Source organism: Keratinibaculum paraultunense (genome assembly GCF_016767175.1).
GTDB lineage: Bacteria > Bacillota > Clostridia > Tissierellales > Tepidimicrobiaceae > Keratinibaculum > Keratinibaculum paraultunense.
The window spans coordinates 204,846-216,855 of sequence record NZ_CP068564.1 but is presented as its reverse complement, the minus strand read 5'-3'; the positions used below and the strand labels follow the sequence as shown (position 1 = coordinate 216,855).

14 protein-coding genes are annotated in these 12,010 nt (G+C 29.8%); 7 read left to right on the top strand and 7 right to left on the bottom strand.

What is annotated here, in order from left to right:
• Nucleotides 1-58: 58 nt before the first annotated feature.
• The 3 genes from JL105_RS01005 to JL105_RS00995 all read right to left on the bottom strand — a co-directional run bounded on the left by JL105_RS01005 (nucleotide 59) and on the right by JL105_RS00995 (nucleotide 1,787).
• On the bottom strand, nucleotides 59-544 hold the full coding sequence (locus JL105_RS01005) for an Hsp20/alpha crystallin family protein (protein ID WP_132025600.1): 486 nt from the start codon (nucleotides 542-544) through the stop codon (nucleotides 59-61).
• A gap of 19 nt (nucleotides 545-563) precedes the next feature.
• The gene (locus tag JL105_RS01000) at nucleotides 564-1,043 is read right to left on the bottom strand and encodes an Hsp20/alpha crystallin family protein (protein ID WP_132025602.1); all 480 of its coding nucleotides are present in this window, start codon (nucleotides 1,041-1,043) and stop codon (nucleotides 564-566) included.
• Nucleotides 1,044-1,241: 198 nt separating this feature from the next.
• Nucleotides 1,242-1,787, bottom strand: coding sequence for a TIGR01440 family protein (locus JL105_RS00995; protein WP_170169621.1), 546 nt, complete (start codon nucleotides 1,785-1,787; stop codon nucleotides 1,242-1,244).
• 150 nt (nucleotides 1,788-1,937) lie between these two features.
• On the opposite strand from JL105_RS00995, the gene JL105_RS00990 reads away from it, so the two are divergent.
• The 5 genes from JL105_RS00990 (at nucleotide 1,938) to JL105_RS00970 (ending at nucleotide 7,514) form a co-directional block, all read left to right on the top strand.
• Nucleotides 1,938-2,768 (top strand): amidohydrolase family protein, encoded by an 831-nt coding sequence (locus JL105_RS00990; RefSeq protein ID WP_132025604.1) that lies wholly within the window; start codon nucleotides 1,938-1,940, stop codon nucleotides 2,766-2,768.
• Nucleotides 2,769-2,875: 107 nt separating this feature from the next.
• Nucleotides 2,876-4,828, top strand: a complete 1,953-nt coding sequence (locus tag JL105_RS00985) for an OPT family oligopeptide transporter (RefSeq protein ID WP_132025606.1) — start codon at nucleotides 2,876-2,878, stop codon at nucleotides 4,826-4,828.
• Between the two features lie 57 nt (nucleotides 4,829-4,885).
• Nucleotides 4,886-5,242 (top strand): PqqD family protein, encoded by a 357-nt coding sequence (locus tag JL105_RS00980; protein ID WP_237722287.1) that lies wholly within the window; start codon nucleotides 4,886-4,888, stop codon nucleotides 5,240-5,242.
• Between the two features lie 48 nt (nucleotides 5,243-5,290).
• Entirely contained in the window at nucleotides 5,291-6,688 is a 1,398-nt protein-coding gene (pepV, locus tag JL105_RS00975) for a dipeptidase PepV (protein ID WP_132025608.1), read from the top strand.
• A gap of 73 nt (nucleotides 6,689-6,761) precedes the next feature.
• On the top strand, nucleotides 6,762-7,514 hold the full coding sequence (locus JL105_RS00970; protein ID WP_158279967.1) for a metallophosphoesterase family protein: 753 nt from the start codon (nucleotides 6,762-6,764) through the stop codon (nucleotides 7,512-7,514).
• Nucleotides 7,515-7,615: 101 nt separating this feature from the next.
• Here JL105_RS00970 and JL105_RS11510 read toward each other — a convergent pair whose 3' ends face one another.
• From JL105_RS11510 to JL105_RS00955, 3 genes are read right to left on the bottom strand one after another with little or no spacing between them, the layout of a single operon-like run.
• Nucleotides 7,616-8,077: an SDH family Clp fold serine proteinase gene (locus tag JL105_RS11510; RefSeq protein ID WP_202690547.1), complete on the bottom strand. Its 462-nt coding sequence runs from the start codon at nucleotides 8,075-8,077 to the stop codon at nucleotides 7,616-7,618.
• Nucleotides 8,056-8,442, bottom strand: a complete 387-nt coding sequence (locus tag JL105_RS11505; RefSeq protein WP_202690546.1) for an SDH family Clp fold serine proteinase — start codon at nucleotides 8,440-8,442, stop codon at nucleotides 8,056-8,058. The genes JL105_RS11510 and JL105_RS11505 overlap by 22 nt, the downstream gene beginning before the upstream one ends.
• Before the next feature lie 32 nt (nucleotides 8,443-8,474).
• Nucleotides 8,475-8,633 (bottom strand): hypothetical protein, encoded by a 159-nt coding sequence (locus JL105_RS00955; protein ID WP_158279968.1) that lies wholly within the window; start codon nucleotides 8,631-8,633, stop codon nucleotides 8,475-8,477.
• A 209-nt stretch (nucleotides 8,634-8,842) separates the two neighbouring features.
• Here JL105_RS00955 and JL105_RS00950 point away from each other — a divergent pair, with 209 nt between their 5' ends.
• Complete coding sequence (locus JL105_RS00950) at nucleotides 8,843-9,187, top strand: stage V sporulation protein S (protein ID WP_132025612.1); 345 nt, start codon at nucleotides 8,843-8,845, stop codon at nucleotides 9,185-9,187.
• Nucleotides 9,188-9,274: 87 nt separating this feature from the next.
• The gene (locus JL105_RS00945) at nucleotides 9,275-10,174 is read left to right on the top strand and encodes a polysaccharide deacetylase family protein (RefSeq protein WP_132025614.1); all 900 of its coding nucleotides are present in this window, start codon (nucleotides 9,275-9,277) and stop codon (nucleotides 10,172-10,174) included.
• Nucleotides 10,175-10,253: 79 nt separating this feature from the next.
• On the opposite strand, the gene yjeM is transcribed toward JL105_RS00945, so the two are convergent.
• Entirely contained in the window at nucleotides 10,254-11,756 is a 1,503-nt protein-coding gene (gene yjeM, locus JL105_RS00940) for a glutamate/gamma-aminobutyrate family transporter YjeM (RefSeq protein WP_202690545.1), read from the bottom strand.
• Between the last annotated feature and the right edge of the window lie 254 nt (nucleotides 11,757-12,010).

Genomic DNA, 12,010 nt, shown 5'->3' with positions numbered 1-12,010 from the left:
TAAACAAAAACCTCCCAATTTAAACTTTTGTTTAAATTGGGAGGTTAAATATATTTTATTATTCTACTTCAATCTTTATTGTTTTCTTTTCAGTTGCTTCAGCCTTAGGAATTGTTATTTCTAAAACTCCGTTTTTTAATGTAGCTTTAGCCTTATCTGGCATTACTTTAACGCCCAAAGGTATTACTCGTTCAAAAGCCATTTTTTGTGGACGTTCTTTAAGTATATATCTTATTTCTTCTTTTTCTTTTTCTTTTTTATCTGTATCTTCTTCAATCTTTCCGCTGATAATTAAGCTATCCTCTGCCACTTCAATATTTATATCTTCTTCTCTAAATCCTGGCACATTCGCTTTAACTACAATATCTTTTTCCTTATCTATTATATCAACATATATATATCCTTCATCGCCTCTTTCTACAAAAGGCCACATACTTTCGCTCCATCTAAATAGCTCGTCAAATAATTTATCCATATTACGTTGCAATGAAAGTAAAGATCTTCCTTCATCAAATACTGGATCCCTTCTAGTAATGTTTGCCATCAAACATCACCTCCGTAAATTAATTTTTCTTGCCACTTATCTTTTTCTTATCTTCATCATCTTCTACGCTAATTTCTATACTATGAGTCTTATGCTTTTCTGCTAATGGTATGCTTATTTCTAAAACTCCATTTTTGTAAGAAGCTTTTACTTCTTCTGGTTTTATTGATACTGGCAATTTAAATGTACGGTTAAATTCACCATATTTACGTTCACGCATTAATACTTCAGCACCATCTGGAACTTCTGGTAATTTAAATTCTCCTCTAATATTTATAGTATCCTCAGTAGCAGTAACTTCTATATCATCACTACTAAGTCCAGGTGCCTCAACATACATAAGTAATTTATCATCTGTCTTGAAAGCATCTACTTCTGGTACAGCAATCATCACTCTTTCCTCTGGTAAATTAACAAGGGATCTGTCAAAGAAATCATCCATTTCTTTACGAATTCTGTCTAATTCTCTAAAAGGATCAAATGGTAATAAACTTGCCATAGTTTACCACCTCCATTTGTTTTTTGTTAGCACTCTCATTTGGTGAGTGCTAATACAAATGTTCAATCCAATATATAGGATATCGTAATATGGATAATATTTCAAGTATTAATAAAGTTGATATAGTGTAAATATTTTCGATTTCCTTGAAATATATTAAAATTTCTTGCTTTTTCTTATTTTTTCATTTAGTATAAATTACTTGTATCTTGCCCTTTCCCCACCTATAAGCTTTGGTCTTGTCCTGGCTGCTGTCAAATGAGCTGAACCAATACTTTTACTGGATAATCTAACTGGTACAGCAACCTTTTTTAAATGCATACCAATAAAAGTATCCCCTACATCTATACCTGCATGAGCTTGTATGTCTTCTACTACTACAGGATTTTTTAAATATCTATAATAAGCAGATGCTAAAGATCCTCCAGCATCAGAATAAGGCACTACAGAAACAATTGTCAAATTATATTTTTCTGCACATCTTTCATCCACTACCAATGCCCTATTTAAATGCTCACAACATTGGACAGCTAGAAAAATATTTTCCCTTTCAATAATAGGCATTATACTTTTTATAAACTCCGCTCCCATTTCTGGCGAAGACGAAGAACCAATAGATTTCCCTGCTACTTCACTAGTACTACAGCCTATAACTAAAATATCCTCTTCCTTTAATTTTGCTACTTTTAATAATTCTTCTACAGCTTTAGCAAAATCTATCTTTAATTTTTCTAATTCCACCATTAATTAACACCTCTTTCTAAAATTTAAATCTAATAGTAATGTTATTTTTTAATTTCCCCTACTACTATAAATATATTATACTATATATATAAGCTTTAAGTTTAACTTTTATAATTATATAAATAAATTAATAAAAATGGAGGAATAAGTATGAGAATAGATTTTCATGTTCATGTAACACCACCTTATATAATAGAAAATTGGGAAAAAGTTGCTCAAAAAGAAGATTATTTTAAGCTTCTAAGTGAAAGCCCAGTAAACAAATTTGCAACAGCTGAAAATATAGTTGAAGAAATGGAAAAGTCTTCCGTTGACAAATCAGTTATATTTGGTTTTGCTTTTAAAGACATGGGACTTTGTCAATATGTAAATGATTATGTAATTGAATCTATAAAAAAATATCCTAATAAATTTATAGGGTATATTTCAGTTGTACCAAATTCTAATCAACTTGAAAAAGAAATAGACAGATGTATGGATAAAGGTTTATGTGGAATAGGAGAACTTTTTCCCGATGGTCAAGGATTTGATATATCAAACCCTAATGAAATGAAAAATTTAGCAAATATTTGTATAGAACGAAATTTACCTGTAATAATTCACACAAATGAACCAGTAGGACATTATTATAGTGGCAAAACTGATACAACACCTGTTAAAGCATATAAATTTGCTGAAAGCTTTCCTGATCTTAAAATAATATTTGCCCATTGGGGTGGAGGACTATTATTTTATGAATTAATGCCAGAAATAAAAGCACAAAATAAAAATGTATATTATGATACTGCTGCATCCCCTTTTTTATATGACAAAAGCATATACAGAGTTGCAAAAGAAATTGGTATTTTAGACAAAATATTATTTGGTAGCGATTTCCCACTTATATCTATGAAACGTTACATTAAAGAAATTGAAAATTCAGGGCTAAATCCTACTGAACAAGCTAAAGTTTTAGGAAAAAATGCTCTTAGAATTTTATAATTTTCCTATATGTTTCACTGTCTCCTTGTATTTGACAATTTTTTTTTAATATAATATATTATTTAATAGTAGTACTATTTATAAAATTTAAACAAGGAGGCGTTTTTATGGATAATGAAAGTAATAAAAATAATGAATTTACCCCTTATATTTCAGCAAATGAAACAATGCCTGAACTTACTACCACATCAATTATTTTAGGAATTATAATGTCTGTAGTATTTGGTGCTGCAAATGCCTATATAGGATTAAGGGTAGGTATGACCATTAGTGCTTCCATACCTGCAGCAGTAATTTCAATGGGTGTTATACGAGGCATAATGAAAAAAGAATCTATACTCGAAAACAACATGGTACAAACTATAGGATCAGCTGGAGAATCTTTAGCAGCAGGAGCAATATTTACATTACCTGCACTATTTATATGGGCTCAAGAATTAGGAATGGCAGAACCTAATATGATGGAAATCACTATTACTGCCCTTATAGGAGGTATACTAGGAGTATTCTTCATGCTTCCTCTTAGAAAAGCTCTTATAGTTAATGAACATGGTACTTTACCTTATCCAGAAGGAACAGCTTGTGCAGAAGTATTAAAAGCAGGAGAAACAGGAGGAGTAAAAGCAAAAACTGTATTTTCTGGCTTAGGAATAGGTGCTTTATATAAATTTATAGCTGATGGATTTAAAATATTCCCTAGCGAAATAGAATGGGAAATAAAACCGTATAAAGGTTCTGCAATAGGAATTGATGTACTCCCTGCACTATTAGGTGTTGGATTTATAGTTGGACCTGCTATCTCTGCATATATGCTTGCAGGTGCAGTTTTAGGTTGGTTTGTAATTATGCCACTCTTTGCACATCTTGGACAATATATACCAGATATAATATATCCTGCAACAAAACCATTACTTGAACTAGGATATTGGGAAATATGGGAAAATTACTTAAGATATATTGGTGCAGGAGCAGTAGCTTTTGGAGGTATATTAAGCCTTATTAAATCCTTACCTTTAATTGTAAAAACTTTTAAAGAATCTTTATCAGATTTAAAAAATAGAGATAGTGAAATTTCAACATTGAGAACAGAACAAGATATGTCTATGAGAACAGCATTAATTGGTATAATAATAATAATATTATTCATAGCAATAACCCCTGTTATACCTGTTGGACTAGCTGGAGCAATTATAATTGCAATATTTGGATTCTTATTTGCAACAGTTTCTGCTAGACTTGTGGGATTAATAGGAAGTAGTAATAACCCTGTTTCTGGTATGACAATAGCTACTCTTCTAATTACAAGTATAATATTTAAAGCTATCGGATTTACTGGCGAAGAAGGAATGATAGGTGCCTTAATGGTAGGTACAGTTATATGTATCATTTCTGCTATAGCAGGTGATATGTCACAAGACTTAAAAACTGGATATTTAGTAGGAGCAACTCCTAAAAAACAACAAATTGGTGAATTTATTGGTGTTGTAGCAGCAGCATTAGTAATAGGATGGGTATTAATTCTACTAGATAGTGCATGGGGATTTGGATCTAAAGAACTTCCTGCTCCACAATCTGCTATGATGAGACTTGTAATAGAAGGAGTTATGGAAGGTAATCTTCCATGGGCATTAGTATTTATGGGAGTAGGTATAGGAGTAGTAGTAGAATTATTAGGAGTTCAAATACTTCCATTTGCAGTAGGATTATATCTGCCAATCCACTTAAGTACCCCTATAATGATAGGTGGAATTATAAGAGGTATATTAGATAGTAAGAAAAACAACAAGAAATTAGATGAAAAAGTTGCTCAAGAAAAAATTGACAGCGGAGTATTATATTCTTCAGGACTTATAGCTGGAGAAGGCGTTATAGGAATTATACTTGCAGTACTTGCAATAATTCCAGCTGGAACAAATGCTAAAGGAGAAGCACTAACAGTAGCAGATAAAATAGCATTTGGTAATGAAGCTTTAGGCAAGGTCGGAGCAATAGTATTTTTCACACTATTGGCAATAAGTCTATTAAAAAATTCACTATGGAAAAAAACTGAAGAAAACTAAAAATTATCTTGGGGACATCCCCAAGATAATTTTTCCTAATTGAGGTGTATAATAAAATTGATACGAAATAAAAAAGAAAAAAAGGATAAAAACTACTTAACACTTATACCTATTAAATCGGAAAAAATTAAATATAAAGTAAAAAGTAATGGTAATATTCAATTGATAGTTCCCAGAGACTCTTTTATTGAAAAAATAGCTATAAAGTTATTCTTTGCTCCTGAAAATTTAAAAATCGATTTAGATGAAATAGGTAGCTTTATATGGAGCAACATAGATGGTAACAATAATATATATCAAATTGGTAAACTTATAGAAGAAAAATTTGGTGAAAAAGCAGAGCCTTTATATGAAAGACTGATACAATATGTTAATATATTAAAAAGCAATGATTTTATTAAATTCATTGAATAAAAAAGAAAGGTGGTGAAATCCTGGTAATTATAAATACCAGGAGTGTGTATGAATATTAAAGAAATGGTAGAACAAAGAAAAGATGATATAATATCCACAACTCAAGAGATTATAAAAATAAAAAGTGTTGAAGATGAACCAAAAGAAGGTATGCCTTTTGGAGAAGGTCCTTATAAAGCACTAGAATATGCTCTAAATTTAGCAGAACAAATGGGATTTAAAACTAAAAATTTAGATGGATATGCAGGATATGCAGAATTTGGTGAAGGTGAAGAAACATTAGGAATATTAGTTCACCTAGATGTGGTGCCTGAAGGAGATGGATGGAAATATCCACCTTATGCAGCAGAAATACATGATGGAAAACTATATGGTAGAGGTTCTATAGATGATAAAGGACCTGCTATGGCAGTTTTACATGCTATGAACATACTAAAGGATATGAAAGTACCTTTAAACAAAAAAGTAAGACTTATATTTGGTACTAATGAAGAAACAGGCTGGGGATGTATGAAATATTATTTTGAACACGAAAAATCTCCAGATATTGGATTTACTCCCGATGCTAATTTCCCTGTTATTCATGGCGAAAAAGGGATCATCAAATTTGATTTAGTTAAAGACATAAATACCAATTGTGCAAACAATATAGTAATAAAAAATATAAAAGGTGGAAGTGCAGTAAACATGGTTCCAGACTACTGTGAAGTTACATTAGAAACTAAAGATAGTAAACTAGTGGAAGACGCCTTTGATAAATTTATGGAAAAGAATCAATATCAAATGATTCTAGAAAGGAAAGGGTTCACTTTCACAATAAAAGCAAAAGGAGTTTCAGCTCATGGTTCTACTCCTGAAAAAGGTAAAAATGCTATAACCTATATAATGCAGTTTTTAGGAACCATAATAGATTGCGAATGTGATATATGTAAATTCATAAATATGTATAATGAAAAAATAGCCTTTAAACATCATGGCGAAGGAATAGGATGCGGATTTGAAGATGAAGTATCTGGAAAATTAAACTTCAACCCAGGAGTTATACGCATGGAAGATGACAAAATAGTACTATCCATAAATATAAGATACCCTATTACATTTACAGCTCAACAAGTATATGATGGAATTAGAGAAAATTTAAAGGGTACAGGGATTGAACTAATTGAAGACGACGATGAAATGAAGCCTTTGTATATTCCAGAAGATCATTTTTTAGTTCAAAAATTGATGAAAGTATATAGAGAAGAAACAGGAGATGAAGAAAATGAACCATTAGTTATAGGTGGCGGAACCTATGCTAGGGCTATGGAAAATGCAGTAGCATTTGGACCTGTACTTCCAGATCAAGAAGAATTAGCTCATCAGCCAAATGAGTTTATATCTATAGACCATCTATTGCTCTTAACTAGAATATATGGAAAGGCGATATACGAATTAGCAAAATAATTAATAAGATAATAAGACCATCTTTTACTTGTAAGATGGTCTTATTATCTTATAATATAAGGAGGCTACTATATTGAAAATTGGATTAATAAGCGATATTCATGGAAATTTGGAAGCTCTAGAAAAAGTATTAGAATATTTAACTACTGAAGAAAAAGTGAATAATATAATAGTTCTTGGAGATATAGTAGGATACATGGCAAATCCAAACGAATGTGTACAGCTTGTAAAAAAATATGATTGCATACAAGGTAATCACGATTTTGCTGTAACACATATAGAATTTTTAGATTATTTTAATCCAATAGCTAAAGAAGCTTTGCTTTGGACTATAAATGAACTAACAATAGAAAATAAAAATATATTAAAAAATTTACCATTAACAAAATTATATAAAGAAGAAAACTTTACCATATCTCATGGAACATTGATAAACCCAGAAGAATTTTTATACTTATATAATATATATGACGCATACGAAAATTTTCAAGTAATGGAAACAAAATTATTATTTGTAGGACATACCCATGTTCCTAAATACTATGTTTTAGATAAAAGTAACTCTCCTGCAACGATAGAGATGACATCTCATATAGATTACGATTATAAAATACAATTAGAAGAAAACAAAGGCTATATATTCAATATAGGCTCTGTAGGACAACCTAGAGATTATAATAATAAAAGTTGTTTTGTAATATATGATACTGTTGAAAAAAGCATAAAATATATTAGACTTCCATACGATATAGAAAAAACTGCACAGAAAATAAAAAAGAATAATCTTCCTAATTTTTTATATAAAAGAATATTTTTAGGCATATAGGAGGTGAATACTGAAAAGAAAATTTTAAAAACTGGCTTAAAGCCCATGAAAATTAGGATTACAAAAGGCAAATAAGCCAGTTATACTTAAAATTGTAGCAATTAATTTCCATTTTCTTGCTTTTCTCTATATTTAGGCTGATAATTTATATCAGAACTGCTTCTAACTGGTTGAGGATATAAATCCATAAGTGCATATATCTCCTTTGGCACATCAGTATTTACATTAAGTCCTAAACTTTTTGCTATATCAACACTAATTGGAAAATCATGAGTCCAGCGACCTTGAGTTAATGTTTCAGCAATATTTTTCTTTTCTTCTTCAGAATACCTGTCTGGTAAAAGTTTTAATATACAACCTTCCAACTGATTTATTGCCTTTTGTGAAATATCAGCCAATATAAGGGTTTCATCATCAATATCTGAAACATCTTTTTGTTTTAGAACATTAACTATAGATGGAGCTGGATACTGCCCAATCTGCGGGTCTACAGGTCCTAAAGTAGAATGTTCTCCCATAACTATCTCATCTGCTGCTAAAGCTATAAGAGTGCCTCCTGACATAGCATAATAAGGTACATGTACCCCGTAACCTTTCCTCTATGCTTTCTTAAAGCACTGGCTATTTGCAAAGCAGCTAACGCTAATCCTCCTGGTGTATGTAATATCACATCTATTGGCATATCAGGATCTGTCATTTGTATAACACTTATAATTCGTTCTGAATCATTAATGTCAATATAACGCATAACTGGAAATCCAAGTAAACTTATGGTCTCTTGTCTATGGATAAGGGTAATAACTCTCGAATTACGTTTCTTTTCTATTTTTGATATTAAATTTTGCCTAGAAGCTTTTAATACTGCCTGTTTAATTGCAGGTTGAAGTGCTGAAATCATAAAAAACAATAGTAATATATTCCACAACATACTAACACCACTCCTTTTATTATTTAAAAATTTTAACAAAAGCTTTTAATAATCTTTATTCCTAGCCATATAAGTAGCAGAGGAATTAATATTCTAGCCATTAAACTAAAAGTAATAGCTGTACCTGTAAAAATAAAAATAATAAGTACAAATATAAAAACTATGATTGTAATTAAACATCCTAATATCATATATATCTCTCCTGACATTGAATTATATACCCATATTAGTATTGAATATACCTATGCTAAGTAAATTATATCATTATATTTACCAATAGTCTTTTACCTTTTCAAATAATTTGATTTCATCCTTTATAAGTAGTTCACTAAGCCCTTTTTTTATGATATACTCTTATATAGGCAATAATATGAAATATTAAAAGGGGGAAATGTTTTAAATGACTATATTAAAAGTAGCAAGTGATTCAAAACCAGCTTCTGTTGCTGGAGCATTATTAGCTGCTCTTGAAAAGGAAGATGAAGTAGCTTTACAAGCTATAGGTGCTGGAGCAGTAAATCAAGCTATAAAGGCAATAGCATCAGCTAGAAACTTTATTACATCAGATGAAGTGGATTTAATTACTATTCCCGCTTTTGTAGATGTAGAAATTGACGGAGAAAATAGAACTGCTATGAGACTTATAGTCGAAACTCGAGAAAAAGAACAATCAATCGAAGAAGATGTTGAATTAGAAAAAGTAGAAGAAGATACAAAAGAACCTGATAATTTAGAAATAATATAATTAAAATTTTAATAGTACTAGAGATATATCTCTAGTACTATTATTCATTAGTTTTTCCAACTCATTTTACAGAAAAGGAGTGCTCATATGAAAAAATTAAAAATAATATTTCTAATAACAATAATTTTATTAGGACAAACTATTGGTATTGCCTATGCAGAAAACAATATAGAAAACTTAGAAGAAAAATATCAATTGCTCCATGAAGAAAATAAAAGATTGCGTAATGAAATATTAAAACTAAAAAATCAAATAAGTGAAAAAAAGGCAGAAAAAATTCCAGTACTTTTATATCATCACATATTAAAACAAGAAGACATAGATAAATATAATTGGTCTGAAAATAATAGCGTATTATCTTTAGAAACTTTTGAAGAGCAAATGAATTATTTATATGAAAATGGTTTTTATACTGCAACATTGGACGAATTGCAATCCTTTTTAAATGGAGAAATTACTTTCCCAGAAAAAACTGTAGTTATAACTTTTGATGATGGATATTTAAGCAATGCATTATATGCTTATCCTATAATGAAAAAATATAATTTTAGAGGCACCATATTTATGTTAGGATATAGAGTAGATGATATACAAGCATCTTTTAATCCAAGTAGTACCCAATCTTTAAGCATACATGAAGCGTATAAATATGAAGATGTATTTGATTATGAAAGTCATACATATAAACTTCATGATGTAGATAAAAATGGAAACAAGTTATTATTAGCTTCAGATAAAAAAACTATTATAAACGACTTAACTATGAGCAAAAATTTATTAAATGCTAAATATTTTTCATATCCTTATGGAGTATATGATGAAAACACTATTAAATACTTAAAAGATACAGGTTACGAAATGGCATTTACTATTAAACCAGGATATGTAACTAAAGATTTAAACAAATATGAATTACCTAGATTTAGCATATCTCCTCAAGTACCTTTCAGCAGATTCAAAAGAATAGTAAATGGAATTTATGAATAAATATTAAAGCACCTCACAAGTATTTTACCTGTGAGGTGCTTTTTATAAAAGTATTATTAATTATATGATTCTACTTCTTTCATTTTTTCAATTTATTTGATTTCTTTTCATATTTTGAATACATTAGTAAAGCCATAATTGTAAATATAATTGGTCCTGCAATAGACCAAGCTGCAGATTTAATATCTCCATTTAATGCTGGCTCCAATATTGTAAAGAAATTAGCAAATCCAACTGTTAATACAACTATTATTGTAGAAATTAATGCACTATTATAACTCTTATATACTTCAAATGGCTTCTCTATATCCTTTTTCTTCTTAAAGGAAGGAAATGCTCCTGCCAAAAACATATATGGTAATGTCATTGCAACATTAGTCATTATAACAAGTATATCAAAGAACTTAGATACTGAATCTCCTCCAAAGGATACTAACGCTATTATAAACACAACTATAATAGCTTGTACTTTCATAGCATTAACTGGCATACCATCTTTAGTCTCAGCTAATTTACCTGGCCATAAATCCTTTGGTGTACCTTCTATTAATTGTTTAAGTGGAGAATATGTTAATGTGAAGAAAGCTCCCATTAATGTTAAAAATATTGAAAATCCAAAGAATCTAGCAATCCCTTTGCCCATAGCTATAGCTGTAGCCTCTTTCACACCTAAAGCTCTGCCTAATTCAATACCTAAATTACTCATAACCACATAACTAGCATTTCCTAAATGAACATTTCCTTGATTTATAACGTTTTCCCAATTAGTAAATGCACCAATCAATAATATGCCTATTGCATACCCTACTGAAATTATAACGGCTGAAATAGCTACACCCTTAGGAAATGTTTTTTCTGGATTTTCTGTTTGATCAACTAAACCTCCAACTGCTTCTATACCTCCATAAGCAAAAATAGCATAAACTACAAAAGAAAGAGATGACAATATATTTCCAGCATATTCTGGATTAGGAGGCTGTGTAAAAGATTTTAAACCCACTATAGGTTCTGCAAATTCCCCATTATTTAATATCAATACTGCAATTGCTCCTACCCAAAGTAGTATATTAAGTGCTGAAACTGCAATACCTCCAACTGAACTAATCTTCTTAATCTTATCCAATCCTTTAGTAGATATATAAGTTACAAATAATATCCATAATATCCCTAATATTCCTAAGGTTTGAGTTGCAGAAAGTCCAAATATTGACCAACTTGCAGTTGTATCCTCACCAAATATAGCATTTGATAACGGTACCCATAAGCCTGATGATACATTTACCATCCAAATTATATATGATGCATACCACATAAAAGTACCAACAAATGCAAATTTAGAACCAACTGATTTTTCCATCCATGAATAAATTCCACCTTTTTCATTCTTAAAAGCTGCACCATATTCTGCCATCATAAATGCAAAAGGAATGAAAAAAGTAATTCCAGCTAAAATAAACCATGGAATTGCCGCATATCCCATCTTATAAAAAGATCTTGGAATATTATTAAATCCATATACTGAAGTAAAGATCATAAGAATTAATGAGACTAATGTAAGCTTTGATGTATCTTTCTTTGCCATTTTTATACCTCCTTTTCATTATTGGAAACGGCACTATATTCTATTATTACGAAATGGATGGATAGTTAGTTTTATAACAATTAACATTATATAAGTGAACGACAAAAAATTCAATAGTTCGACAAATAATTAATTAATTGTAAATTTTTTTAATATTTTACATATTGCTTAAATTGAATTATTATAACATTTAATATTTTTAATACATATAAACATAAAATGTTTAATATTCTTAACTATAAATCATAATTTTT

What these genes read in the sequence shown, in the direction of transcription:
- JL105_RS01005 (WP_132025600.1), bottom strand. Translation starts at nt 544, where the DNA reads ATGGCAAACATTACTAGAAGGGATCCAGTATTTGATGAAGGAAGATCT.
- JL105_RS01000 (WP_132025602.1), bottom strand. Translation starts at nt 1,043, where the DNA reads ATGGCAAGTTTATTACCATTTGATCCTTTTAGAGAATTAGACAGAATT.
- JL105_RS00995 (WP_170169621.1), bottom strand. Translation starts at nt 1,787, where the DNA reads ATGGTGGAATTAGAAAAATTAAAGATAGATTTTGCTAAAGCTGTAGAA.
- JL105_RS00990 (WP_132025604.1), top strand. Translation starts at nt 1,938, where the DNA reads ATGAGAATAGATTTTCATGTTCATGTAACACCACCTTATATAATAGAA.
- JL105_RS00985 (WP_132025606.1), top strand. Translation starts at nt 2,876, where the DNA reads ATGGATAATGAAAGTAATAAAAATAATGAATTTACCCCTTATATTTCA.
- pepV (WP_132025608.1), top strand. Translation starts at nt 5,291, where the DNA reads ATGAATATTAAAGAAATGGTAGAACAAAGAAAAGATGATATAATATCC.
- JL105_RS11510 (WP_202690547.1), bottom strand. Translation starts at nt 8,077, where the DNA reads ATGTCAGGAGGCACTCTTATAGCTTTAGCAGCAGATGAGATAGTTATG.
- JL105_RS11505 (WP_202690546.1), bottom strand. Translation starts at nt 8,442, where the DNA reads ATGTTGTGGAATATATTACTATTGTTTTTTATGATTTCAGCACTTCAA.
- JL105_RS00955 (WP_158279968.1), bottom strand. Translation starts at nt 8,633, where the DNA reads ATGATATTAGGATGTTTAATTACAATCATAGTTTTTATATTTGTACTT.
- JL105_RS00950 (WP_132025612.1), top strand. Translation starts at nt 8,843, where the DNA reads ATGACTATATTAAAAGTAGCAAGTGATTCAAAACCAGCTTCTGTTGCT.
- JL105_RS00945 (WP_132025614.1), top strand. Translation starts at nt 9,275, where the DNA reads ATGAAAAAATTAAAAATAATATTTCTAATAACAATAATTTTATTAGGA.
- yjeM (WP_202690545.1), bottom strand. Translation starts at nt 11,756, where the DNA reads ATGGCAAAGAAAGATACATCAAAGCTTACATTAGTCTCATTAATTCTT.